Annotated in this window: 23 protein-coding genes and 1 tRNA gene; 8 read left to right on the top strand and 16 right to left on the bottom strand. The window is 61.3% G+C overall.

Annotated elements, in window-relative coordinates:
- Nucleotides 1–76: 76 nt before the first annotated feature.
- Complete coding sequence (locus tag LQ232_RS12210) at nt 77–2089, top strand: methyl-accepting chemotaxis protein (protein ID WP_230180583.1); 2013 nt, start codon at nt 77–79, stop codon at nt 2087–2089.
- A 6-nt stretch (nt 2090–2095) separates the two neighbouring features.
- Here LQ232_RS12210 and LQ232_RS12205 read toward each other — a convergent pair whose 3' ends face one another.
- Nucleotides 2096–2767 (bottom strand): DUF1345 domain-containing protein, encoded by a 672-nt coding sequence (locus tag LQ232_RS12205; protein WP_230180582.1) that lies wholly within the window; start codon nt 2765–2767, stop codon nt 2096–2098.
- A gap of 68 nt (nt 2768–2835) precedes the next feature.
- Here LQ232_RS12205 and LQ232_RS12200 point away from each other — a divergent pair, with 68 nt between their 5' ends.
- On the top strand, nt 2836–3132 hold the full coding sequence (locus LQ232_RS12200) for a hypothetical protein (RefSeq protein WP_230180581.1): 297 nt from the start codon (nt 2836–2838) through the stop codon (nt 3130–3132).
- Nucleotides 3125–4342: a PQQ-dependent sugar dehydrogenase gene (locus tag LQ232_RS12195; RefSeq protein WP_230180580.1), complete on the top strand. Its 1218-nt coding sequence runs from the start codon at nt 3125–3127 to the stop codon at nt 4340–4342. The genes LQ232_RS12200 and LQ232_RS12195 overlap by 8 nt, the downstream gene beginning before the upstream one ends.
- Here LQ232_RS12195 and LQ232_RS12190 read toward each other — a convergent pair.
- From LQ232_RS12190 to LQ232_RS12150, 9 genes are all read right to left on the bottom strand, one after another.
- The gene (locus LQ232_RS12190; RefSeq protein ID WP_230180579.1) at nt 4329–5564 is read right to left on the bottom strand and encodes a hypothetical protein; all 1236 of its coding nucleotides are present in this window, start codon (nt 5562–5564) and stop codon (nt 4329–4331) included. The genes LQ232_RS12195 and LQ232_RS12190 overlap by 14 nt on opposite strands.
- A complete protein-coding gene (locus LQ232_RS12185; RefSeq protein WP_230180578.1) occupies nt 5565–6317 on the bottom strand; it encodes a hypothetical protein in 753 nt (250 codons plus the stop codon).
- A 21-nt stretch (nt 6318–6338) separates the two neighbouring features.
- Complete coding sequence (locus tag LQ232_RS12180) at nt 6339–6884, bottom strand: hypothetical protein (protein ID WP_230180577.1); 546 nt, start codon at nt 6882–6884, stop codon at nt 6339–6341.
- Between the two features lie 16 nt (nt 6885–6900).
- Nucleotides 6901–7176, bottom strand: coding sequence for a DnaJ domain-containing protein (locus LQ232_RS12175; protein WP_230180576.1), 276 nt, complete (start codon nt 7174–7176; stop codon nt 6901–6903).
- Nucleotides 7177–7349: 173 nt separating this feature from the next.
- Complete coding sequence (locus LQ232_RS12170) at nt 7350–8150, bottom strand: PEP-CTERM sorting domain-containing protein (protein WP_230180575.1); 801 nt, start codon at nt 8148–8150, stop codon at nt 7350–7352.
- A 244-nt stretch (nt 8151–8394) separates the two neighbouring features.
- Nucleotides 8395–8482: transfer RNA gene (locus tag LQ232_RS12165), tRNA-Ser, on the bottom strand.
- A 66-nt stretch (nt 8483–8548) separates the two neighbouring features.
- The gene (serS, locus tag LQ232_RS12160) at nt 8549–9847 is read right to left on the bottom strand and encodes a serine--tRNA ligase (protein WP_230180574.1); all 1299 of its coding nucleotides are present in this window, start codon (nt 9845–9847) and stop codon (nt 8549–8551) included.
- A gap of 30 nt (nt 9848–9877) precedes the next feature.
- Nucleotides 9878–10858 (bottom strand): 4-hydroxy-3-methylbut-2-enyl diphosphate reductase, encoded by a 981-nt coding sequence (gene ispH / locus LQ232_RS12155; RefSeq protein WP_230180573.1) that lies wholly within the window; start codon nt 10856–10858, stop codon nt 9878–9880.
- Nucleotides 10858–11322: a peptidylprolyl isomerase gene (locus tag LQ232_RS12150; RefSeq protein WP_230180572.1), complete on the bottom strand. Its 465-nt coding sequence runs from the start codon at nt 11320–11322 to the stop codon at nt 10858–10860. The genes ispH and LQ232_RS12150 overlap by 1 nt, the downstream gene beginning before the upstream one ends.
- 91 nt (nt 11323–11413) lie before the next feature.
- Between LQ232_RS12150 and radC the strand changes: the two genes are divergently transcribed.
- Nucleotides 11414–12082: a DNA repair protein RadC gene (gene radC / locus LQ232_RS12145; protein ID WP_230180571.1), complete on the top strand. Its 669-nt coding sequence runs from the start codon at nt 11414–11416 to the stop codon at nt 12080–12082.
- Nucleotides 12083–12120: 38 nt separating this feature from the next.
- Nucleotides 12121–12843, top strand: a complete 723-nt coding sequence (locus LQ232_RS12140; protein ID WP_230180570.1) for a Smr/MutS family protein — start codon at nt 12121–12123, stop codon at nt 12841–12843.
- A 60-nt stretch (nt 12844–12903) separates the two neighbouring features.
- On the opposite strand, the gene LQ232_RS12135 is transcribed toward LQ232_RS12140, so the two are convergent.
- The 5 genes from LQ232_RS12135 to LQ232_RS12115 form a co-directional block, all read right to left on the bottom strand.
- Nucleotides 12904–13494: an NAD(P)H-dependent oxidoreductase gene (locus tag LQ232_RS12135; RefSeq protein ID WP_230180569.1), complete on the bottom strand. Its 591-nt coding sequence runs from the start codon at nt 13492–13494 to the stop codon at nt 12904–12906.
- 24 nt (nt 13495–13518) lie between these two features.
- Nucleotides 13519–14505 carry a zinc-dependent alcohol dehydrogenase family protein gene (locus LQ232_RS12130; protein ID WP_371820209.1) on the bottom strand — a complete coding sequence of 329 codons (987 nt, stop codon included), beginning with the start codon at nt 14503–14505 and terminating at the stop codon, nt 13519–13521.
- 37 nt (nt 14506–14542) lie between these two features.
- The gene (locus LQ232_RS12125; RefSeq protein WP_371820208.1) at nt 14543–15271 is read right to left on the bottom strand and encodes a BON domain-containing protein; all 729 of its coding nucleotides are present in this window, start codon (nt 15269–15271) and stop codon (nt 14543–14545) included.
- Between the two features lie 60 nt (nt 15272–15331).
- Nucleotides 15332–15808 (bottom strand): host attachment protein, encoded by a 477-nt coding sequence (locus LQ232_RS12120; RefSeq protein ID WP_230180568.1) that lies wholly within the window; start codon nt 15806–15808, stop codon nt 15332–15334.
- Between the two features lie 68 nt (nt 15809–15876).
- Nucleotides 15877–17544, bottom strand: a complete 1668-nt coding sequence (locus LQ232_RS12115; protein WP_230180567.1) for an ATP-binding protein — start codon at nt 17542–17544, stop codon at nt 15877–15879.
- Nucleotides 17545–17775: 231 nt separating this feature from the next.
- On the opposite strand from LQ232_RS12115, the gene LQ232_RS12110 reads away from it, so the two are divergent.
- The 3 genes from LQ232_RS12110 to LQ232_RS12100 are packed head-to-tail and all read left to right on the top strand — an operon-like array spanning nt 17776 to nt 22138.
- Nucleotides 17776–18576 carry a polysaccharide deacetylase family protein gene (locus tag LQ232_RS12110; RefSeq protein WP_230180566.1) on the top strand — a complete coding sequence of 267 codons (801 nt, stop codon included), beginning with the start codon at nt 17776–17778 and terminating at the stop codon, nt 18574–18576.
- A gap of 26 nt (nt 18577–18602) precedes the next feature.
- Complete coding sequence (locus LQ232_RS12105) at nt 18603–19817, top strand: putative glycoside hydrolase (RefSeq protein WP_371820204.1); 1215 nt, start codon at nt 18603–18605, stop codon at nt 19815–19817.
- Nucleotides 19814–22138 (top strand): serine hydrolase, encoded by a 2325-nt coding sequence (locus tag LQ232_RS12100; protein ID WP_230180565.1) that lies wholly within the window; start codon nt 19814–19816, stop codon nt 22136–22138. Before LQ232_RS12105 ends, LQ232_RS12100 begins: the two co-directional genes overlap by 4 nt.
- Before the next feature lie 10 nt (nt 22139–22148).
- Here LQ232_RS12100 and mgtA read toward each other — a convergent pair whose 3' ends face one another.
- Nucleotides 22149–24872, bottom strand: coding sequence for a magnesium-translocating P-type ATPase (gene mgtA / locus LQ232_RS12095; RefSeq protein ID WP_230180564.1), 2724 nt, complete (start codon nt 24870–24872; stop codon nt 22149–22151).
- Nucleotides 24873–24889: the final 17 nt, after the last annotated feature.

The following is a 24889-nucleotide window of genomic DNA, read 5'->3' as shown; positions in this document are numbered from 1 at the left end:
CAGCACTATTTCCTTTATTCAAAACGCCCCATCGCCAGAAAATAGGACAAGCAATACATACAAGCCAGGTCGACTCATGCTCAGTGAATCAGCTCAAAACCTCGCGCGCCCCAAGCACGCGGTGCCAGTTGCAGGTGGCTCATGGGAATTCTTCCGGTACCACGGTGCCTGGGCACCTGGCGTCAGGCTGTTTCGACGCATCGATTTCAAAACCAAGGCCCTGACCATTTCACTGGTGTTCGCCATCCCGCTGTTCTGGTTGTCCTGGCAGTACTTTGGCGACAAGGCCGCCATGATCGGGTTCTCGGCCAAGGAGCGCATCGGCGTGACCTATGCGCGCCAGGTGATGCCGCTGGTGAGCGCCTTGCAGCGCCAGCGTTCCATGGCCTTGGCAGAGGCGGTCAGCCACGTGCCACCGACCGACCTGGCCGCGGTTCAACAACAGGTCGCGGCCCTGTTGAAGCGGCTTGACGCAGAACAGCAGGCCGACGGTGCCACGCTAGGCACGGACAAGCCCTACCAGGATTTCCTGGAGGCCCACCGCCAGATCGCCTCGCCCTCGGCCGGCTTCGACACCGTCTGGGCCACCCACACCCGGCAACTCGACCAGTTGATCACGCTGCTGGCGGCCTCGACCGACGGCTCGAACCTGACGCTGGACCCTGACATCGACAGCTACTACCTGATGGACGCGTCGATGTTCCGCCTGCCCTTGCTGAGCGACCACCTGGCGCAGCTGGGTGAGTTGGGATCGGCCATGCTGGCCAATTCAGGAGGCACCCCGGCCCAGATTCGGCGGGTGACGGAGCTGCTGGTGCTGGCCAACGGCCAACTGCAGGCGGTTCGCGACGGCCTGGACAAGGTGTACGCCTACAACACCGACTCGCGCTCGCAGGTGAATGCCGATGAAGCGATGAGGCAAATCAGCGTATTCCTGCAACAGGCCGAAGCCAGCCTTTTGCGCCCGGAAGGACCGCGGGGCAATGCCCGTGCGCACCAGGCCTCGGCGCTTCAGGCGCTTGAGCAACTGGCCGGCTTGACCGCCCGGGCCACGAGCCACATGGATGGGCTGATCGAAACCCGCGTCGACGCCATGACCCGGGCCCGCGACATCACCACCGCCGTGATGGTGCTGTGCGTGGCGGCGGCTTTGTACCTGTTCCTGTCCTTCAAGAAGGTGCTGGACGGCGGCCTACGCGAAATCGCCTCGCACCTCAACGCCATGCGCGAGGGCAACCTCGCCACCGAACCCAAGGCTTGGGGCCGCGATGAGATCGCCCAACTGATCCATTGCGTGAGCGACATGCAAGACTCGCTGGGCGGCCTCGTGCAGCAGGTTCGGCAGTCGTCCGACTCGCTGCTCAGCGGGGCCAGCGAGATCAGCTTGGGCTCGATGGAACTGTCGGCCCGAACCGAGGCCAACTCGGCCAGCCTGGAGCAAACCGCGGCCTCCATGAGCGCCATGACCCAGACCGCCCACGTCAGTGCCGACCACAGCCGTGCTGCATCGGACTTGGCGCGCGACAACGCCAACGCGGCCAGCCAGGGACAAGCCATCATCCAGCAAGTCATGACCAGCATGAACGCGGTCAAGGACAGCTCGCGCCAGATCGGCGACATCATCGCGGTGATCGACGGCATCGCCTTTCAAACCAATATCCTGGCCCTGAACGCAGCGGTGGAAGCTGCGCGCGCAGGGGACGAAGGCAAGGGCTTTGCCGTGGTGGCGGGCGAGGTGCGAGCGCTTTCATTGCGCTCAGCCACCGCCGCGCGCGAGATCAAATCCCTGATCACCGACAGCATGGGCCGGGTCGATGACAGCACGCAAGTGGCCCAGTCCGCCGGCAAGACCATGGGCGATCTGGTGGGCAATGCGCAGCGCATGAAAACCCTGCTGGAAGAGATCTCGGCCTCGGCCCGCCAGCAGAACTCTGGCATCACCGACATTGGCGCGGCAGTGCAGGACCTGGACCGCTCGACCCAGCAGAACAGCGCCCTGGTGGAAGAAACCGCCGCCGCGGCCTTGTCGATGAAAAAACTGGCTCAGCAACTGGCCGAGCGCGTCAGCATGTTCAAGGTCGCTGGCTGAACCGCCTCAAATCATGCTGGCGGCCATGTTGATGGTCAGGGCCAGCAAGGTGGTGTTGAACAAGAAGGCCAGCACGCAATGGACCAGGCCGATGCGCCGCATGGCGCTGTTGGTGAAGCTGACATCGGCCGTTTGGGCGGAGGTGCCAATGACAAAGGAAAAGTAAACGAAATCGCCGTAATCCGGGTTCTCGGTGCCCGGGAAATCCAGCCCTCCTACAGCGCCCTGGTCGCCATCCAGGTAATAGTCGTGGGCGTAATGCAGGGCGAACATCACATGTGTGAACGCCCAGGAGGACACGATGGTGATGATGGCCAACCCGATGTGCATGAACTTGGTGGCCCGGGCCATGTCCTTGACCAGAGACAGTTCAGCCACGATGGCCGCCAGGCTGGCCACGGCGGCCACGATGACCAGGGCCAGGATAACCAGTTGCCCTTCGTCTTCCAGGTTGGCACGCCAGCGGATTTTTTCACGCGACGAACGCGCCATCATGACCCCGGCCAGCAGCAGGTACAGCACCACCCCGCTGTTCCAGCCAATCAGCATCCGGGTGGTGAGGCTTTCCACCACACTGGCGGGCAGCAGTGCCATGATGGCCACAGCCAGCCCGGCGGCGATGAACAGGCGAGGCCGGACCTGGACCTGGCGGATGATTCGGTTGCGATGCAGGGACATCTCGGGAGTATCCAGCAGGAACAAGCCGCGCCGCCGTGCTAACGTGTCTCAGCTTTTGGAGTTTCCCCATGTCTGAGCTCAATGGGCCCGCCCGGCCCCGCGCACGCCGCCCGCGTGCCAGCACCAAAGGCGCCGTCACGCCCCCACCAGCCTTGCCCACGCGCCTGGACACCCTGCGCGACGCCCTGGTTGCTTGCGTCGATTTGCTGAAACAACGCCGCGCCGACCTGATTCCCCCCAGTGACATTGACGAATTCATCGACCTGGACTGGATGGTCTGGGATGGCGGCAACCTGACCCTGACGCTGACAGGCAGCAATATTTGCCGACAAGCGAGGACACGCGCCGGGTCAACCGATGGCTGAAGTCAAGCGCACCGTGCTGTGGGTGGCGCTCGCGCTGGTGGGCCTGACCGCCGCCTGCCAGGACGCCACCTCCGTGCAGGGCCCGCTCGAAACCCGCCAGGCCAACGCAGAGACGCAACACCCAACCTTTGCCGGCCAGACCCGCGCACCGGGCGTGACCGCCAAGGTGGCCTTCAAGCTGACGGTGCTGACCAAGGAATTGCACCGCCCCTGGGCCGTGGAGCCCCTGCCCGATGGGGCACTGTTGGTCACCGAGAAGGTGGGCGCGATGCGCATCGTGTCGGCCACGGGCGAGGTGGGGCCGCCTTTGGCGGGCTTGCCCCCCGTCGAGGTGCGTGGCCAGGGCGGCCTGCTGGACGTGGCCTTGAGCCCGACTTTCGCCACCGACCGACTGATCTACTGGACTTTCACCGAGGCACGTGGCGGCGGCCTCAACGGCACCAGCCTGGCGCGCGGTGTGCTGTCCAAAGACCGCTTGCGCATCGAGCAGGCCAAGGTGATCTTCCAGTCCATGCCGGGCTTTGATGGTGGGCTCCACTTTGGTTCGCGGCTGGCATTTGGCCCGGACGGCATGCTGTACATGACGCTGGGCGAGCGCTCGGACACCCAGATGCGGCCGCACGCGCAGAGAATCGACAGCCACCTGGGCAAGATTTTGCGCCTGAAGCCCGATGGCACCGCCCCTGCCGACAACCCCTTCGTGGGCACACCCGGGGCGAAACCCGAGATCTGGAGCCTGGGGCACCGCAATGTCCAATCGGCCGCCTTTGACGCGCAGGGGCGTTTGTGGACCGCCGAGATGGGGCCGCAAGGCGGCGACGAGCTGAACCTGATCGGCCGGGGCAAAAACCACGGCTGGCCACTCGTGTCGTTCGGCGAAGAGTACTCGGGCCAGCCCATCGAGGGTGCCCTGACCGACCGGCCCGGGTTTGAGCCACCGGTGTACTACTGGGACCCTGTGATCGCGCCTTCAGGGGCGCAGTTCTACACCGGCTCGGCCTTTCCGGCCTGGCGCGGCAGCCTGTTCCTGGGATCCCTCAGAGAGGGGTGGCTGGTGCGCCTGGAGATCAAAGGCGATCGGGTGGTGGGTGAAGAGCACCTGCTGGACCGCAAGCAACGCATGCGCGATGTGCGCCAGGGCCCGGACGGCGCCCTCTACATCGTGACCGACCGCGAGCGCGGCGAACTCTGGAAGATCACGCCGAACTAGTCAGCGAGACGTTGGCCTCGCGGCGCAGCACCGCCATGGCGTCTTTCAGGGCGTAATCGGCATCGCTTTTCAAGGTAGCCTGCGCCTCACCGATGAACGATTGCCACAACTGCACGTAGTCGTCCTGGTGCTGCATGGGCGCGTGGTCGCGGATGTACTGGATGGCCAGTTCGGCGTCCAGCCCGGTCTTGCGGATCTTGCGGATCAGGGTGGCCGCACCGCGTTCGGTCAGCATGGTTTTGGGGGCGGTGCCGGTGGCCACGCACAAGAACAAGGTGATCAGCGAGCCCTCGTCACTGTGCCCCGCGGTGACTTTCTTCCAGCTGGCGGAGGCGGAGCGGTCGTGGTGGTCCACCTCGCTCAGGGCATCTTCGATCCAGAAATAGCGGCCCCGGAAAGCCGCCGTTTTGTGGAACAGCTTTTGCGGTGTCACGCTGGCATCCAGGATCTTGGGCAGGTCGGCCAGGACCGATTCCCAGGCCTCGTCAACCACGGGCCTGAGGTGGGCCGGCAACTTGGGCGGGATGCCCCCCGACAAGGTGGCTGGCGGCTTTTTGCGCAAGGCGCTCACCATCTTGTCGAAGGCGGCCCAGTCGGGCATGTCGGTGCGCTTGGTGGCCATGGCGAGCAGCGCGGTGCGGATGACCGCGTCGGCGTCGGCACCGGCTTCTTCCAGCTCGGCGGCCTCGAAGCCCAGGGCCTCGGACAGCCAGATGGCCGCGTCCATGGCCTGCGCCGCGTGGCTGCGTTGGGCCAGTTCGGCCCGGTAATCGGCCAGGCTGCGCAGGGACCACTTGGCCAACTGCGGGATGTGGTCGTCGGTGAAGCCATGGCGCTCGTTCATGCCGAAGTGGCTGGTCTGCGGCATGGCGATCAGGCGCTTGAGCATGTCCGAGCCCCCTTTGGAGCGCGACAGGAAAGAGTTGTCGCGCAGGGATTCGGCGGCCTGGCGCAGGTCACCGCCGCAGCTCTCTTCAAGGTAAAGGCTGACCAGGTTGACCAGCCGGTCTTTCGCTTTTTCAAGCTCGGGCTGCAGGAACTCGCTGCCAAAATAGCTGGCGATCTGCACCATGCCCTTGGGGGCGTCGTTGCAGATGGCGTCGAGCTTGGCCTGGTCGATGATGCCGTTTTGCACGCCATACTGCAGGGCCTTCTCGAAGAAAGGCCGTGCGTCGTAGAGCGCGATGGATGAAGCTGGATCGGAAGAGGTACTGCCCGTCATTTAGATCGCCGACTCTTCTTCCGATTCCAAATTGGCAGGCGTGATCTTGCCGCGGTCGGTGTCGGCCAGGTCCACCTTGCCATCGCCTTCTTCGGCTTCGTCCGCCTCTTCCTCGCCAGCATCGAAGGCGCGCGATTTGGCGCGCAGCACCAGCAGCATCTCGATGAACAGGTCCGGGCATTGGTAGCGCAGGATCCACGCCAGCTCCATCCAGTCCTGGTCGGCCACCTCGTCCTGATCGACAGTGGGCTTGGCATAAGCCGAGGCGTACAGCGCGGTCTCGGACAGCATCTGGCCATCGTCTTCCAGGGCATCGAAGTTGCCAGTGCGGGCGAAGGTCTCGACCCGGCTCCACTTGTCGGCGAAATAGTCGGCCAGGGCTTCGCTGCCGCCCTCCAGGTCGCCCACGGCGGTGAGGAACTCCACCGGGTTGGCGTCTTCGCGGAAGATGATGGAGTTGACCATGCCGCGCAGGTGGGTGCGGGTCAGGTCCTTGTAGCGCTTTTCGATCACGACCGCGCGGGCGAACTGGGCCGGGGTGACCATCAGGTTGATGATCGACTCCTTGGAGTTGTCGTACTCGCGGATGACGGCCAGGATGTCCTTGGGGGGCAGTTGGTCCAGCACGACCATCAACGCGCCATCGCCCTCGGTGTCGGCCAGCTCGACCAGGGCGGACTCGGCCCCCACGATGTCGCCGGCGGCGATCAGGCTTTGGGTTTTGGCGATCAGGGCAAGGTGGTTGCTGCTCATCAAGGTGCTTTCTTCAATTAATCAGTCTTTGCGGTCGAAGCCTTGCTCGACCATCCAGTCGGCACCGGCTTCCTCGCGTGCGCGGGCTTCTTCATTGTCGTCATGCTCAAAAGTGCCATCACCATCGCGGTCTTCGCCGTCCTCCTCGTTGTCTTCATCAGCGGCGGCCTGCGCCGGGTCGGCCTTGCCGTGCAGATATTCCAGGCCGGCGGCCACGATCAGAAAACGGCCTCCGGAAGCCTCTTTCAGGAAAACCTTGGCCAGCTCCTGGGCCCACGGGGTCAGCTGGATGACGTTCTCCAGGCTGTCCCACTCGGGGAAATCGTCCGGTTCCAGGCTGAGCAACTGCTCCATCAACACCGGCTGCGGAAAGCGAAAGCCCTGGTGGAACACCACCGCGACCATCTCGGGGCACAGCTCGACCATCTGTAGCAAGAAATCGACCTCCTTGCGCTTGGCGGCCAGGCGCTGGCGCAGCACATCCTTGCCTTCGGAGTCAGAGGCCAGGTCGTCGAGTTCAGCCTGGTAGGCCGAGCGCAGTTCGTGGAAGAAGGGAGAGATGCTCATGTGGGGCTGAAATTCGTCAAAGCAAGGCGCTGAAATAGTTTTGCCAGATGTCGCGGGCGGTCTCGATCGGGCTGTCGAGCAGGTTGCGGCGGCGGTTGTCGTCGTAGGCCTGACGTTTGGCCGTGTCGGACAGGACGTCGTACGCCTCTTGCACCGCCCGAAAACGCTCGGCCGCGTCGTCGGCGGCGTTGCGGTCAGGGTGGTAAAGCGAGGCCTTCTGGCGAAAGGCCTTCTTGATGTCAGCCAGGGACGCGGCGCTGCCCAGGCCGAGGCTGGCGTAGTGGTCTTTCATGCGCTCTCCGGGCGGGTGCTGGGGTTTGCACGGTGTGTGCAAAGACCGACATTATTTCATCCGGCGCGCGATCGCGTCTGCTTGTGCGGATTTACCGCCCCAAAAGCAAAAAAACCGCCCGGGGTATGGGGCGGTTTCGGTAGCCTTGAAGAACGCCAAGGCTGGGATCAGGCTCAGGCGGCCTTGCGGCGGCGAGCAGCGGCCCCCACGGCCAACAGGCCCACGCCGAACATGGCGTAGGTTGAAGGCTCGGGCACTGCGAAGGTGCCAGCGGCCTGCGTCGTGCCCCAGTTGGCCGTGCGCACCAGGATGGCCACCGGGTCGGTGGCCGAGGTGTTCAGGCCCAGGTCGGCCAGGATGATGTCGGCGGTCCCCAGGTTCATGCGCAAGCTGCCGGCGAGGCCGCCGCTGGCTTCGCCAGTGACCTGCCCACCGGGGCCAAAAACCGGCACGATGACCCCCTGGGTGCCACCGACCACACCAGGTATGTCAGCCGCGAAAATGGAACGCGTGCCGTAGCTCACCAGTGCGCCGGAATTCGTGCGCGAGTACAGATCGGCCGAAATCGTGGAGTTGGACAGGTTCACGTCGAAGTTGGCCATGAAAATCGACCGCGTGGTGGTGGTTTCATCGTCGTTGAAGGTGGTGCGACGAATCTGCACAAAGGAATTGGCCGCTTGCAGCGAAGTCAGATTGTCGCCGTTGGTGACGGCGTCGCTGAACGTCAGGCTGACGTTGCCGGTAGCCTTGGTGTAAGCCGCAGTATTGACCGCTCCACTGATGTCCAGGCCAGGAATGGTCGGGACGGTGCCGGCGGTCACGATCGAGGAACCCGAAGCGCTGAGGGCCGACAAGGCGTCTCCCGAAAACGTCAGGCCGCCCGAACCCGATTGGAACTGCCAACTCTGGGCGTTTGCCGAACTGGCGGCGATGAAGGTAGCGGCGATCACCGCAGTCTTGAATGCGAATTTCATGTTTACTCTCCACTGAATTCATGATGAAAAAAGGGAGGCCGCCTTCGCTCTCGGAAAAGAGCCTCCCGCTCTGCCCTCCCTTTGAGGGCCCCTTGAGTTTAGTGACCGTGTGGGGCGCTTGTCCGCAAGGGTTAGCCCGGAATTTGTCACCAACTGTTGGGGGCGCCAAATGCAGAAAGCCCCGTGTTGACGAGGCTTTCTGGTGGTCAGTGGGGTCTTGGTGAAACCGCGCGAAACCATTTCTTGGCGGAGAGGGTGGGATTCGAACCCACGGTACCTTGCGGTACGCCTGATTTCGAGTCAGGTACATTCGACCACTCTGCCACCTCTCCTGTATGCGGGGCTCGCTGGGGTCTAGTCAGCGTCCAGCCAATGCTGGAAAGCCGCAGATTATAGCATCAAGGTTTCAGCACTTTCTGGCCGCCCAGGTAGGGTTGCAACGCGGCTGGGATGCGGACGCTGCCATCGGCTTGCTGGTGGTTCTCCAGCACCGCCACCAGCGCTCGGCCCACGGCCAAGCCCGAGCCATTCAGCGTGTGAACCAGTTCGTTCTTGCCTTGTGCGTTCTTGAAACGCGCCTGCATGCGCCGCGCCTGGAAGGCTTCGCAGTTGGAGACCGAGCTGATCTCGCGGTAGGCGTTCTGCGCGGGCAGCCACACTTCCAGGTCAAAGGTCTTGGTGGCGCCAAATCCCATGTCGCCCGTGCACAGTGACATCACGCGGTAGGGCAGCTCCAGTTTTTGCAGCACGGCCTCGGCGTGGCCGACCATGGCATCCAGCGCCTGGTAGCTTTCGTCCGGGTGCACGATCTGCACCATCTCGACCTTGTCGAACTGGTGCTGGCGGATCATGCCGCGCGTGTCGCGGCCAGCGCTGCCCGCTTCCGAGCGGAAGCACGGTGTGTGGCCGGTCAGCTTGATAGGCAATTGGTCCATGGGCACGATGGTGTCGGCCACGGAGTTGGTCAGGGTGACCTCCGACGTGGGGATCAGGTACCACTTGCTGCCCGACGCATCACCATCACCGGATGTGACGTGGAACAGGTCTTGTTCGAACTTGGGCAACTGGCCCGTGCCCTGCAGCGCCTTGGCCTGCACCAGGTAGGGCGTGTAGCACTCGGTGTAGCCATGCTCTTGCGTTTGCACGTCCAGCATCAACTGGGCGAGTGCGCGGTGCAGGCGGGCGATGGGGCCCTTCAAGAACGTGAAGCGGGCACCCGACAGCTTGGCGCCGGTCTCGAAGTCCAGGCCCAGCGGGCTGCCCACATCCACGTGGTCCTTGACCTCGAAGGCGTAGGTCTGCGGCGTACCCCAACGGCGGGTTTCCACGTTGCCGGATTCGTCGGTGCCCACAGGCACACTCTCGTGCGGCAGGTTGGGCAGGGACAGCAGCAGGTCTTGCAGTTCGGCCTGGATCACGTCCAGGCGCTCAGCGCTGGCCTTGAGTTCGTCACCGATGCCACCCACTTGCGCCATCACGGCCGAGGTGTCTTCGCCCTTGCCCTTGAGCGCGCCGATCTGCTTGGACAGGCTGTTGCGCTGCGATTGCAGCTCTTCGGTGCGCGACTGGATGGTCTTGCGCTCGGCCTCCAGGGTGCGAAAGCGCGCTTCGTCCAGGAAGGGCTGCGGGTTCTTGCGCAAGGCCAGGCGCGCCAGCACGCCATCGAGGTCTTTGCGCAGCAGGGTGATGTCAAGCATGTTGGTTCAATGAAGAAGAGAGAAATAGGTTCACGTGGGCGTGCGCTGCGATGGCAATGGCCGGTCCAGCCCGGTGCCGCCCAAGCCCTTGGGCAAGGGGAAACGCACCGATTCTTCCACGCCTTGCAGGCGGCGCACTGAGACAGCGCCCAGGCTCTTGAGGCGGTCGATGACCTGCTGCACCAGCACGTCGGGCGCAGAGGCACCGGCAGTCAGGCCTACTCGGGGGCGGCCTTCAAACCAGGCTTCTTGCAGGTCTTCCGGGCAATCGACCATGTAGGCGGGCGTGCCCAGGCGCTCGGCCAATTCGCGCAGGCGGTTGCTGTTGGAGCTGGTGGGGCTGCCCACCACGATGACCACGTCTACCTTGGGCGCCAGCACCTTGACGGCGTCCTGGCGGTTCTGCGTGGCATAGCAGATGTCCTGGCGCTTGGGCTCGCGGATGTTGGGAAAGCGCTGCTTGATGGCCTCGAGGATGGCGGCGGCATCGTCCACCGACAGCGTGGTCTGCGTGACCACGGCGAGCTTGTCAGGCGTGGTGACCTGCACGGTGGCCACGTCGTCGATGTCTTCGACCAGGTAGATGCCCTCGGAGAGTTGCCCCATGGTGCCTTCGACCTCGGGGTGGCCCTTGTGGCCGATCATCACGAACTCATAGCCCTCGCGGCGCAGCTTGGCCACCTCGATGTGCACCTTGGTGACCAGCGGGCAGGTGGCGTCAAACACCTGGAAGCCGCGTTCGTCGGCCTCGTGGCGCACGGTCTGGCTGACGCCGTGGGCGCTGAAGATCAGGGTGGCGCCGGGCGGCACGTCGCCCAGGTCTTCGATGAAGATGGCGCCTTTGGCCTTGAGGTCGTTGACCACATAGGTGTTGTGCACGATCTCATGGCGCACGTAGATGGGCGCGCCGTATTGCTCCAGCGCGCGCTCGACGATCTCGATGGCGCGGTCCACGCCGGCACAAAAGCCGCGCGGTTCAGCCAGCAAAACGTCCTCAACCTGTTTGCCCATCACAGCACCCCAATCAATTGCACTTCAAACGTCACCGTCTGGCCAGCCAGCGGGTGGTTGAAATCAAACACAGCCCAATCTTCGCCGGCCGGGCCCATTTCGCGCAGCACGCCGGCGAAAGCCCCTTGGCCATCGGGTGTGGGGAACTGGACCACATCGCCCACGTCCCAGGTTTCGTTCATGTCGCCCAGCTTGCGCAGCAGCGACAAGGCCACGCGCTGCACCAGTTCCGGGTTACGCGGGCCAAAGGCCTCGCCCGGGTCCAGCTCGATCACCGTGCGGGTGCCCTCTTGCAGGCCCAGCATGCGGGCCTCCAGCGCGGGCGACAACTCGCCCGAGCCCAGCGACAGCGTGGCCGGCTTGTCGGCGAAGGTGTTGACGATGTCGCCGCCATCAGGGCCTGCCAGACGGTAATGCAGGGTCAGGAAGGAGCCAGGGACGACGGTGGGCACAGCTGTGGTCATGGGAACGTGCCCCACCCTTCAGGAGGATTGGGCTTTCAGTTTGGAAAAACGACAATTTTAGGTTTGAGTCACCAAATCAGGGAACGTTTCCATGAAAGATCTTCCCGCCGCCCTTCGGCCGCGCGAAAAATTGCTGTCCATGGGGCCGCAAGCCCTGGCGGACACCGAACTCCTGGCCCTGCTGCTGCGCACTGGCTTGCAAGGCTTGGGCGTGTTGCAACTGGCGGAAAAAGTCCTGAGTGACCTGGGGGGATTGTCAGGCCTGCTGCGGGCTCAGCCAGCGCAGTTGTCGGCCATCCGCGGGCTGGGGCCGGCCAAACGCTCGGAATTGATCGCCGTGATGGAATTGGCCCGCCGGGCCATGACTTGTGAGTTGAGCGAGCAGCCGGTGTTCACCTCGCCGCAAATGGTCAAGGACTACCTGCGCCTGCACATCGGCACCCTGCCCCACGAAGTGTTCTCGGTGATGTTCCTGGATTCGCAACAAAGGCTGATCACCTGCGAAGAGATGTTCCGGGGCACGCTCAGCCAGACCTCGGTCTACCCGCGAGAGGTCGTGAAGCGCGCCCTGGCGCTGAACGCCGCCAGCGTGATCCTGGCCCACAACCACCCCTCGGGCGTGCTGGAGCCCTCACGGGCCGACGAGCTGCTGACGCAAACGCTCAAGAGCAGCCTGGCTTTGGTGGACGTGCGCGTGCTCGACCATTTCGTGGTCGGTGCTGGGGGCGCCCTGTCGTTCGCCGAGCGCGGTTTGCTGTGATTTAAAAACCGCGTCGGGCTTGAGGTAGGCTAGGCACTGTGAGCCCAGCCCGCAAGTCCTCCACCAACACGCCTCTGAGCGACTTCGCCGACCTCAAGCGCGCTTTGAAAAAAGCCGCCAAGGAGACGGCGGCCAAGCTCGCACAAGAACAGGCCGAACGGTCCGCGCGCGAGGCCGAGCAGCGCGCCCACGAACTGGAGCGCGAGCTGTTCAAGCAGGCCGTGGGGCCGGTCTATGCCATGGCGCCCAACGGGCGAGCGGTGGGCTCCAGCGCCACCCGGCCCGCCCCCGTTCCCAAGCTGCGCCAGCAGGACGAGGCCTCGGTGCTGCGCGAGTCGCTGTCCGACGAATTCGATGTGGAAAGCCTGCTGGAAACCGACGAGTCCCTGTCCTTCCGCCGCCCGGAGGTGGGCCAGGACGTGACCCGCAAATTGCGGCGCGGCGTGTGGGCGGTGCAGGGCCACCTGGATTTGCATGGCCTGCGCACCGACGAAGCCCGCGAGCGGGTGGGCGCCTTCTTGCGTGAGGCCCAGACCAAAGGCTGGCGCTGCGTGCGTGTAGTGCATGGCAAGGGCCTGGGATCGCCGGGCAAACTCCCGGTGCTCAAGGACAAGGTGCGGCGCTGGTTGGTGCAGAGCGACCGCGTGCTGGCCTTCGTGCAGGCTCGCGGCGATGATGGTGGCGCAGGTGCGCTGGTGGTGCTGCTGAACCCGGGGGGCAAGAGCCCTGCGCCGGCCAAGACATCAAAAACATCCAAGTAAGGCGAATTTCATCCTTCTTGCCACTCTGGCTTGGAGATGCCGAGGCCACTTCCTCGGTCATCAGGCCGCCTTGGCGCCTAAAGCTGCCAGCTTTCTAAGCCAGCGCTCACGCTGATCCTCGGACATCCCTTCAACTGTCCCAATCAATGTTTCGTACACTGGGTTGATGCCGATGAAACCCAGGATATTGCGCTCCATCGCCTTGATGCTGTGGGCACGGTAGTACCAGCGATACACCAGGGCTGGCATCCCCATGGTGACGACAAGCCGAGCGGACCGTCCCGCCAGCAGTTTGGCAGGAAGAGCACTGTCTTTGACGTTCTTGAATGCGAATCCTGGCCTCGCCACCTGTTCCAGAAAGCCTTTGAGCAGCGCTGGCATGCCCCCCAGCCACAAAGGAAAAAACAGCGCAATGTGTTGTGCCCAATAGATGTCCTCCTGGGCCGAAACCAATGACTCAGGAATTGATCCCTCCTCCCAATCATGTCGGCTGCGCAGTAGCGGGAAATCTACGGAGGCCAAGCACAGGCTGCGGATTTCGTGACCATGCTCGCTAGCAGCCTTGGCATAAGTGTTCGACAAGGCATGCCCAAAGTGGGTTTGACAATGGTCTGGGTGTCCCTGGATCACCAGGATGCGTTTAGGTTTCATATCGAACCTCTGGACAAACAATGCTCAAGGCACCAGCACCGCCGCCCCTTGAATGCGGCCGGCCCTCAGGTTCGACAGCGCGTCATTGGCGCATGCCAATGGATAGACGGTGGTATCAACTTTCAAATTGATGTGCCTGATGGCCTTGAAGAAATCGACTGCATCCGCCCTGGTCAGATTCGCCACGGAGGAGAGATGGCGTTCGCCCCACAAGTATTTGTATGGAAACGCGGGTATGTCGCTCATGTGGATTCCACCGCAAACCACCCTGCCGCCTTTACGCACAGCCTGCAGTGCCAAGGGCACAAGCTCGCCAACGGGCGCGAAAATGAGTGCCGCGTCAAGCGCCACAGGTGGCTGCTCATCCGAGCCGCCAACCCAAGAGGCGCCCAAGCTCCATGCCAACTCCTGAGCCATCGTGTCACGCGGTTTAGTGAAAGCATAGACCCGACTGCCTTCTTGGCAAGCCACTTGCGCCACCAAATGGGCGGCAGCCCCGAACCCATAAATCCCGAGCTCCTTGGCCAGGCTTCCAGCAGCACGCAGCGTTCTCCAGCCAATCAGGCCCGCGCACATCAAAGGCGCCAGCTTGACCGGGTCGGCGTGCTGGTCGAGCTGCACGCAGTAAGCGGCATTCGCGACCACATGTGTAGCAAACCCACCATCTTTGCCATGGCCGGTGAAAACTGCCGCATCACAAAGGTTTTCCTGTTGGCCGAGACAAAATCGACAACGTCCACAGGTGTCACCCAGCCACGGCACCCCCAAGCGGTCGCCAATCAGCACGCCGTGCACACCATCGCCGACCATGTCGACGATACCCACGATTTCATGGCCGGGCACGATGGGGAGCCGCGGCACCGGTATGTCTCCATCCACCACATGGAGATCGGTTCGGCATACCGCGCAAGCTTCTACCTTGAGCCTGATCTCGCCCGCGGCAGGAACAGGATCTGGTCGCTTCTCAAGCCTGAGCGCTTGACCCGCCTCGTGAAGCACCATGACCAACACTGGACTCTCCTTTGCCGACTGCGACTTGACAAGGTACTCAAGGACGGACGCTGAGTTCGTTGACGACTGTCCTCACGCCGGGCGCTGACCATGCCGCACCGTAGATGCTCGCCCGCTCCGCCCACGAGTCAACAAAGCCTTGCAGCGTCACCTTGTCCTCCTTCACGGTCACGGTGATGCCCTTTGATTCACTGTCCGCGTGACGCGTCAATGCATCATGGATGCGGCGAGACACATCCGCAGGGGTTGCCGATGCTTTCAAGGTGATCGCGTTGCTCACGCCAACCACCCCAGTGAGTGAGCGCACAGCCTTTTCTGCTTCACGGCGTTGATAGTCCCAGTCGACTTCACCTTTGAGGGTGATCCAGCCTTTCTCCACGATCACCTTGATCCTGTCTGCCGGCACAAGCGCATGCCAGGCAAACGACCGCTCTGCCGCCGTGGCGATGTCGGAATCGCTGCGACGGTGACCAGGATCCAGCTTCACGTCCAACTCCAGTGCGATGCCGCGAACACCCGCCACCATTTGCACGGCCTTTTCAACCGCGCGCTTTTCCGCGTAATTGTCCAGGTGCCCCGTCAAGGTGACGACACCTTCATGCACGGCCACGCCGACCTTGCTGGCATTGACGGCGGGGTTCCACTCCAATTCAGCTTCAACGTCCTTTTTCAGTTGCGCATCTGTTTTCATGGCTATGACCTCAGTTATGGCGTGGATTGATCTGAAAAAAAGCGACGGTGCGCACGCCGTATTCGCCCATGTCACCTTGTTCGATGCTAGGTGTCGGACATGATCTCGATTTGCGAAATCTCAAACCAGGCATGTTCAAAAAACGCGATGGTCAGCCCGGCGCAGATGATCTTCCAGTCGACGCTCCAACTCGGTCAACCCAAACGATGTGAGATCCACATCAAGTGCGCTGATCATGCATTTCCTGGCATGAACACTTAAAGAGGATTGAAGAGCCGCAAGGAAAGGACAGGACGCCGCAATGATCAACTCATCGCATGAACCGTTCTTGATCGCTTGATCGATGGACTCGGAAATTTGCCTGGCAAACGCCATGTGCCGCTTGCGCATAGGATCCATGCGCGGTGACAACGAGGTCCCGCCAGGGCGGCCATCACGCACCATGTGCCCAGTTTGACTACCCCGATCATGGTCCCCGCGAAGCGGCTCGGCAACAGGCTTGATGGTCTCCAAAGGTTGCAGGGGCCATTGCCCTCCAAGTCTGGAAAACAGCCTGGCTTCACCAGAATTGGCGATCACGAACAGACCTTGGTGCGCAGTGTTGGGTTTCATCTCAAGCCTCCGTAGATCATGAAAACCAAGACGATGCCGCCAGCACTCGACTCTTCGCTTGCGTTCGATCAAAATTCGGAGTGACCATCTTGACCCCACCGGGGCAACTTGACCGAGGCAATTGTGCCGATGGCAGCTTCACTGCGGATCACAAGTTCACCCTCCATCAATTCAACGAGCTGTCGCGCCAGCACCAAGCCGAGACCGCTCCCTTGAATGTCGCTGGCCTCTCTGCCGAGTCGGTTGAACGGATCGAACAATCCAGCCAGTTGCGCTGACGTCATGCCAATGCCGTTATCACGCACAGTGATGGTCACGGCTTCACTGCATTCTTCAACCTCCAAACGCACCCATCCACCACGCCTGTTGTACTTGATGGCGTTGGACACCAGGTTGAGAAGCACCTGCCTCAGGCGTGATGGGTCGGCCCTCATGCTCACGTCTTTCGAGGAGCGGTATGCCGCGTCGATGTGGACTCCGGCCTGAGCGGCCTGAATTTCGCACATGTTCAGGACTTCGTCCATGAGTTGCCCGAGCTCGATATCAACCAGTTCAATCGGAATACGCCCGAGCTCAATGCGAGCGACATCCAGTGTCTCTTCTATCAGGCGGCACAGGTGCTGACCTGCCTTCAGGATATGTCCCAGTCGAACCATCTGCACCGGCGTGGCGGGATCATCCTTGTCAAGCTGAATGAGTTGAGCAAACCCCATGATTGCATTGAGTGGCGTGCGTATCTCGTGGCTGATGCGGGACAGGAACTTGGTTTTCTCCCGGTTGGCCGCTTCCGCCGTTGCGCGAGCCATGTGCGCCATTTCCGCCTCGCGCAACTTGCTCACATCCCTGATCATCACCGTCATGAAGGCGCGCTGCCCATCGCCCACTCGGGAGATTGATGCCTCAATAGGAAAGACAGTGCCATCCGAGCGCAAAGCTTCCACGCGACGGATGTTGCCCATCTGCCTGGCAGTCTTGCCCGTTGCAGCAAACTCGGTGACATGACGGCGATGCAATGCCCGATGATTTGCCGGAATGAACTGATCCAGATGCTGACCAATGGCTTCCTCAACCGGCACGCCAAACATCTGCACGGCGGACCGGTTGAACACGATGATCTTGAATTTCGAATCAAGGATGATGATAGCCTCAAGTGCAACATGAATGATGTTCGCCAAACGCATTTCGTGCTCTTTGGACGCCGCCTCGGCTTTGGCCCGGGCCACCTGATGGTCGATGTGCTCCAACGCGTAATCGAGATCCGCGGCCATCATTTCCAGCAACTCCAGCAAGGCGCCATCGCAAGACCCGGCGGTGCGAAAGTAGAGATTCAGAGCGCCGACCGTTTGTCCTCCTCGTCTGATCGGGTAAGCGACCGACGCCCCTACGCCAAATCTCGCGGCGTGCTCTCGCCAGGGCTGTGTACGCTCGTCCGTGGAGAAATCATTGCAAACATATGGCTTGCCGTGGGCTATCGCAAAGGCCGTTGGGCCGAAAACCTGATGGGCCTCAAGTTGGCGATCCAGGCTGATCTGCAGGCCTTGCGTGTACTGCCGTGCCGAGCCAGCCCATGCCACGGGGACAACTCGGTCGCCTCTTGCCACGCCGATCCAGGCCATCAGCGCGTGGCCCGAAACCACGGCGATTCGGCACACCTCGTCATACAGTGCCTGATCATCCGTGGACTGCAGTGCGGCCCTTCTCATATCGACGAGCGCCCGGTAGAAGTCCATGACCATCCTGCGTTCCTGACGTGCTAAACGTTGAGTGAGTTCCCCTCACACCTAGCATCTTTGCCAAGTCGGAAGCTCATCATTTGATCCAGCGCAAGGTCTTGGCATCGAGCTTCTGTAATGTGAGATGGCGCGAACAGGCGCGGCAGCGCTCCTGCTTTCATTGATGGCACTCAAGCACCTCGACGGATATGCCATGTACCAACGCATTCTTGTCCCCTTCCGACGCCAGCCCCGATGAAGGGATTCATCAGCCGAAGGCACGCGGCCCTGAGCATCGCTTCTGCGGGCCTCACGCCCATGGTCCATGCTTGGTCGCCACAGGCGGATTCCGCCGTCAAGCGCTTGCCGATATTGACCTATCACCGTTTTTCCAACACAGCAACGGACAGCATGACCGTGAGGACTTCGCTGTTCAGGGCTCACCTCCGCTTGATTGAGCGTTTGAAATGCAATGTCATCCCTCTGCAAGACTGGGTGGACTTTCGATGCGGCAAGGGGACTGCGATTCCCGAACGCTCCGTCATCTTGACAGCCGATGACGGGCACCGCTCTCAATTCGAAGTGATGGCGCCCATCCTGGCCTCGCATGGCTGGAAGATGACATTGTTCATCTATCCATCGGCGATATCCAACGCCAGGTATGCGATGACTTGGGCACAAGTTCATGAAATGACGCGATCGAGGCAATATGCGTTGGGGTCACACACTTACTGGCATCCGAACCTGATCCGGGAGCAAGGCCACATGAGTCTCGCCAACTACCGTCAGTTCGTGACAAAGCAACTGACTTGGTCAAAGGATGAGCTACAGCAGCGGTGCGGTCAGCCCGTTTCACTGCTGGCTTGGCCCTTTGGCCTCTGCGATGGTGACTTGATGGGACAAGCGGCCGAATGCGGCTACCAAGCGGCTTACGCCCTGGGCAACCGGCCGACCACGGCCAATGACGCGCTTTATGCCGAGCCACGCTATCTCATGGTGGACAGCTTCTCTGAGCAACGTCTTGAGGCTCTTCTCACCTCGATTCTCAATGGGTAGGCGCCCGAGTGAACATGCAGTCTAGATTGCTGTCCGCTCTGATACTTTGGATGTTGAGCCTTCCAGCTGTCGCCGTCGACATCATGGTCATTGACCAATCGACGGGGAAGACTTTGAAGGATGTCGTCCTGATGGCCAATGACCTGGTGCTTCCCGTCACGCCCTCGGGCACCTTCAGCATTGCCGATTTCCAACCCTTGCGCCTTCGCGCTCGAGCGCATGGCTACCAGCGTACCGAAGTGAATTTGCACGCCGGAGTTGACGAGGTCGTCATGTCACTCAAGCCGATCCGGCCAAGGGCGATTTACCTCTCCACCTATGGCATCTGTAGTCGGGAGCTTCGGGAAGACGCTCTGGCACTGATCGACCAAACCGAATTGAATGCACTGGTCATTGACGTGAAGGGTGACCGGGGACAGGAACTTTTTCAAACACAAGCATCCGATGCGAATGACACGGCTGCAAACGCCAACATGCGAAAGCTGATCCAGGGTTTGAAGGCGAAGGGCATTTACCTGATCGGGAGGGTCGTCGTCTTCAAAGATGAGCCTCTGTCGACACGTCACCCTGAATGGTCTGTGAAAGCCCCTTCTGGCAAAACCTGGCGGGACAAGGAGGGACTGGGATGGATTGATCCGTTCCAGACATCGGCCTGGAGCCACAGCCTGGGTCTGGCAGAAAAAGCTGCCGACATGGGATTCGATGAAATCCAGTTCGACTACCTTCGCTTCCCGGATGCCCGAGGCTTGAAGTTCTCCAAGCCCAACACTGCCGAGGCGCGCGTGAATGCAATCAACGCTTTCCTGGATCAGGCAAGACGGCAACTTCAGCGCCACAACGTGTTCATCTCGGCGGATGTCTTTGGCTATGTGCTGTGGAACACCAACGACACCGACATCGGCCAGCAATTGGAAGCCATCATCGCGCGTGTCGATTACCTTTCACCCATGCTGTACCCCTCTGGCTTCACCTGGGGAATCCCAGGCCACCCTGACGCGGCCGCTGCTCCCTTTGAAGTGGTGAACCACAGCCTGCTCCGCGCCTTGGAACGCACTGGCGTCGATGGGGTCAGGGTCCGTCCCTGGCTTCAGGCCTTCCGCGACTATGCATTCGACAAGCGCGTCTTTGGTGCCGAGCAGATCAGGCAACAGATCCAGGCGGCGGAAGCGCTGGGTACAGATGGCTGGATGCTTTGGAATGCGCGTAACCGTTACAGCAGTGACGGCCTGTCGGAGCCATGAAGCAGCTTTCCCTGTCAAATCCCATCCGGCGCCTTTTTCTGGCGTCGTTGACGTCCTTGATGCTGGCGATGGCCGGGCCATCTTTGGCCCAAGGTTCCGAGGCGGATCGCCCGGAATGGACTGCCCTGGACGCGCAGGTCAAAGCCCAGATCGCCGCCCGGCAGTTGCCAGGCGCCGTGCTCATCTTCGGTGATGCCCGCCACATCTGGGTGCGGCATGCGTGGGGCGCGCGAACGCTCGTCCCTGAACGCAGGCCCATGACGGTAGACACCATTTTTGACCTTGCCTCTTTGACCAAGGTCGTGGCCACCACCACGTCGATTCTTCAGCTGGCAGAACAGGGTCGCCTGCAATTGGACGCGCCCGCCATGCTTTATTGGCCGGAGTTTGGGCTGAACGGAAAGGCGTCCATCACGGTCCGGCAGTTGTTGTCACACCGCTCAGGATTGCGCGCCGACATGGATCTGAAAGAAGACTGGCAGGGCCATGCGGAAGGACTGCGTCGAGTGGTACGTGAGACACCGGTAGCCCGGCCAGGCACGCAGACCGTCTACAGCGACATCAACTTCATCATCCTTGGCGAACTGGTACAGCGGGTCTCCGGGCTGCCACTGGATATTTATGTTCAGCGCCATATCCTGACTCCTTTGCAAATGCACGACACGGGGTTCAGGCCGCCAAAGCGGATGCGCTGGCGGATCGCGCCGACAGAGGCCAGCAAAGGAAAGATGCTGCAAGGGGTTGTTCACGATCCCACTGCTCGCCGCATGCGGGGCGTGGCAGGCCATGCAGGCCTCTTCGGAACGGCAGATGACCTTGCGCGATTCGCTCAGGCTATTTTGCGACAAGAGCCGATCCTCAAGACTTCGTCGGTCGACTCCATGCAGGCGCCTCAAAGCCCCGCCGCATCGAGTGAAAGCCGCGGTTTGGGATGGCAGCTGTTCGCACCCATGGTTGCAAACCGGGACGACCTCCCGCCCGTGGGCATGATCGGCCACACGGGTTACACAGGCACCGGCATCTGGATCGACCTGGTCCAGGGCCAATTCCTCGTGCTGTTGAGCAACCGTGTTCATCCTGATGGCAAAGGCGACGTTCGCCCCCTCAGAAGGCAGGTGCTGGCCTTGTTGTCCAGCCTCAGGGCCCCGATGTTCACGGATAAGCTGGTCACCAAGGAAGCTCCCCGGGTATCGACCGGCATGGACGTCCTCCGCGCCCAAGGCTACGCCGCATTGGCTGGGCGCCGAGTCGGGTTGATCACGCACCTGGCCGCCATCGACGCTCAAGGATGGCGCACGCTGGACCGGCTGCGCTGGGCCCCGAACCTGACGCTGGTCAAGGTCTTCAGCCCAGAACATGGCTTGAATGGCGACGCCGAGGGCCAGGTGCCCTCGGGGGTTGAACCATTGAGTGGGCTGCCCCTCATCAGCCTCTACGGTGCGGCCACCCGGCCCGACGCCAACTCATTGAAAGACATCGACACTTTGGTCATCGATCTTCAAGATGCTGGCACGCGATATTTCACCTATGAATCGACCCTCGGGCTGGCCATGGAAGCTGCCGCGGAACAGCACTTGCGCGTGGTGGTTCTCGACAGGCCAAACCCCATACGTGCGGACAGGGTGGCCGGGCCGGTGATGGACGAAAACAGAAGATCGTTCACCGGGTTCGCCAGCCTGCCCATCCAGCATGGCATGACCATGGGTGAATTGGCGTTGCTCTACCAGCAAGATATTCTTGAACGACGACAACTTTGGGTTGACCTGCACGTGATCGCGATGTTGGGCTATGAGCGCAGCATGTCGTTTGAGCAAACCGGGCTTGATTGGGTTCCTCCATCTCCAAACATCCGCACGCCCAACACCGCCCTGCTCTACCCGGGCACAGCGTGGGTTGAAGGCGCAAATGTCAGCGTCGGCAGGGGCACCGACCGCCCGTTTGAGTTGGTCGGCGCGCCATGGATCAAGGCATCGGACTTGACTCGATCCCTGCAAAGCACAGACGTCAAAGGTGTGGCCATCAAACCCATCGACTTCATCCCAAGCTCGCAGCCCTACCGAGGCCAAAGGTGCCATGGCGTTGAAATATCAATCACGGATCGGGACCAATTGGACGCCCCGTTGCTGGGTGCTGCACTCGTTCAAGCTTTGCATGAGCAATGGCCGGTCACTTTTGCCATTGAGAAGACCGAGGCCATCCTTGCATCACGGTCCACATCGGAAGGGTTGAGGAATGGCCTGTCGGCCCACGATGTCGCACTCCGCTGGCAGCAAGATCTGAGCGGTTTCATCGAACGCCGAAAGCGCTACCTGCTGTACTGAAGCCAACCGGTCACTGCCATCTGAATCGAGAGAGGTACAAGCGCTTGGCCAGCGTCGTCACGACGCAATAGCCGCTCAGAATGAGCAAAAGACAAGGAAAGTAGGCTGGCGGCAGGGCCTCCATCTGGAAATAGGCCGCCCATGGCCCCATTGGTATCCACACACCCAAGACCATGATGGACAGCGTCGTGACCATCAGGAATGGTGCTGCCCGGCTTTCAATGAATGGCAGCCTTGGCGTTCGAATCATGTGCACAACCAGTGTCTGAGTCAGCAAGCCCACGACAAACCATCCTGACTGGAAAAGATGCGCCCTCTCCAGGTTGTTTGCCCCCAAGAACCACCACAAGGTGGCAAATGCAATGATGTCGAACAGCGAACTGATGGGCCCGAAGAAGCACATGAAGCGACCGATGTCGCGAGGATCCCACCTGAGCGGCACCCTCATCATTTCCTCGTCCACATTGTCAAATGGGATACCTGTCTGCGCAAAGTCATACAAGAGGTTCTGCACCAGCAGTTGCAATGGCAGCATGGGCAGGAAAGGCAAGAATGCGCTGGCCGCCAACACGGACAGGACATTGCCAAAGTTCGAACTCGCGGTCAGACGTATGTACTTGAGCATGTTTGAAAAGGTCTTCCGGCCCTCGCTCACCCCCTCGACCAGCACCATGAGGCTCTTCTCGAGAAGAATGATGTCCGCAGCCTCCTTGGCAATGTCCACGGCCGAATCCACCGAGATCCCAATGTCTGCAGCGTGCAGAGCTGGCGCGTCATTGATGCCGTCACCCAGATAGCCCACCACGTGACCATTGGCGCACAGCGCCCTGACAATGCGCTCCTTGTGCAAGGGTGACAATTTGGCAAACACCTGGTGCTGCTTCACAGCCGCAGCCAGGTCAGCGTTGCTCATGCCGTCAATGGCGGTGCCAAGCAGGCTTGGCCGCAAGGACAACCCAACCTGGGCACAAACTTGTTTGGCAACCAGTGGACTGTCCCCCGTCAGAACCTTGACGTCGATACCATGTGCCGCCAACGCCAGAAGCGCAGGAGCAGCCGACTCCTTGGGGGGGTCCAGAAATGTGATGAAACCCATCAGGACGAGTGACGACTCGTCCTGAGCGGTGTAGGTGCTTTTGAGTGGGGGGAGTGCTTTCATCGCCACAGCCACGACGCGCAGCCCTTCCTGATTGAGCCTTTGGGTCAGAGACTGGACCTCCTCCAGAAGGTCAGCCTCTAATGGCACATCCGATCCAGATTGCCCACGGACACCCGTGCAAACCGCCAGCACCTCTTCCAAAGCACCTTTGCAGATCAGCCAGTGATGCCCCCCCCGTTTGGCCACCACCACCGACATTCGCCTTCGCTCGAAATCGAAAGGGATCTCGTCCACTTTCTGGTATTCCTGCTCCAGCTGCAACTCTGCTTGTAGTTCGATGTGCGACAGGATCGCCCGGTCAATCAAATTTTTCAGCCCGGTTTGATAATGACTGTTCAAAAAGGCGAGGTTCAGAACATCGGCGGAGGGCTGCCCTCTGGGATCGATGCAGCGTTCCAGAACAATCCTGTCTTGGGTCAAGGTGCCCGTCTTGTCAGTACAAAGCACATCCATGGCTCCCAAGGTCTGGATCGCGTCCAGGCGTTTGACGATGACCTTCTTCCTTGACAGAAATACCGCCCCTTTGGCCAACGTGGTCGTCACGATCATGGGCAGCATTTCCGGCGTCATCCCCACCGCCACCGACAGCGCGAACAGCACCGCTTCCAGCCAATTGCCTTTGGTCAGCCCGTTGATGAGCAACACGATCGGCACCATCACCATGGCAAACCTGATCAGAAGCCAGCTCACCTCATTGACACCTGTCTGGAATGAACTGGGACTGCTTTCAGTCGCCGTTGCTCTGGCGGCCACCTTCCCGAAGTAGGTTCGGGGCCCCGTGGTCACCACCACCGCTTTCGCCGAGCCCGATACCACGCTTGTGCCCATGAACAGCAGATTGCCATGGTCAAGACCGGCTCCGGGCAACTCGGATTGCGAGAACTTCTCGATCGGCAGTGATTCTCCGGTCATCGCGGACTGAGCCACGAACAGTTCCTTGGCGTCAAGAATCCGACAATCGGCAGGCACCATGTCTCCGGCGGAAAGGGCCAGCACATCGCCCTGCACCAAGGAGCGTGTCGGCACCTCCATTTGTCCAGCAGTGGCGCCCCCCTCGGAAGCGGCCATGCCGGGACGCACCACGGTCGCCGTGTTTCTCACCAGCTCTTTCAATGCGTCCGCTGCCTTGCTGGACCGCCGCTCCTGGACGAACCGGATGCCCGTGCTCAAAGCCACCATCAGGCAGATCACGGCGGTCGATCTGGCGTCTCGGCCCAGGTATGAAAGCGCTGCCAGTGAGGTCAACAGCAGATTGAATGGATTCTTATAACAACGCCAGAGATGCAAGCAGCCGGACATCGGCTTCTCATGATCGATCTCATTCGGCCCATCGCGGGCAAGCCTGGATGCGGCCTGCGAAACATCAAGCCCCCTCCTGTCCGATCCAAGGTGCAGAAGCACGTCGGACACGTCCATGGCCGCCACCAAAGCCAGATCTGCTGGCAGATCGCCCTTGGTACGAGGATCTGGAGATCGAGACGACAAGGTCTTCAGGGAGCCATGCCGCCTGAAATGGCGCAACGTTTGGCTTCGCCGCTGTGCGCCGATGAACCACTGTGTCAGCCAAAGCATCATGAGTTCATGTCCAAGTA

Source organism: Aquabacterium sp. CECT 9606 (genome assembly GCF_918741295.1).
Classification (GTDB): domain Bacteria; phylum Pseudomonadota; class Gammaproteobacteria; order Burkholderiales; family Burkholderiaceae_C; genus Aquabacterium.
The sequence above is the reverse complement of the archived record's forward strand: the minus strand, read 5'-3'. Positions and strand labels throughout refer to the sequence as shown.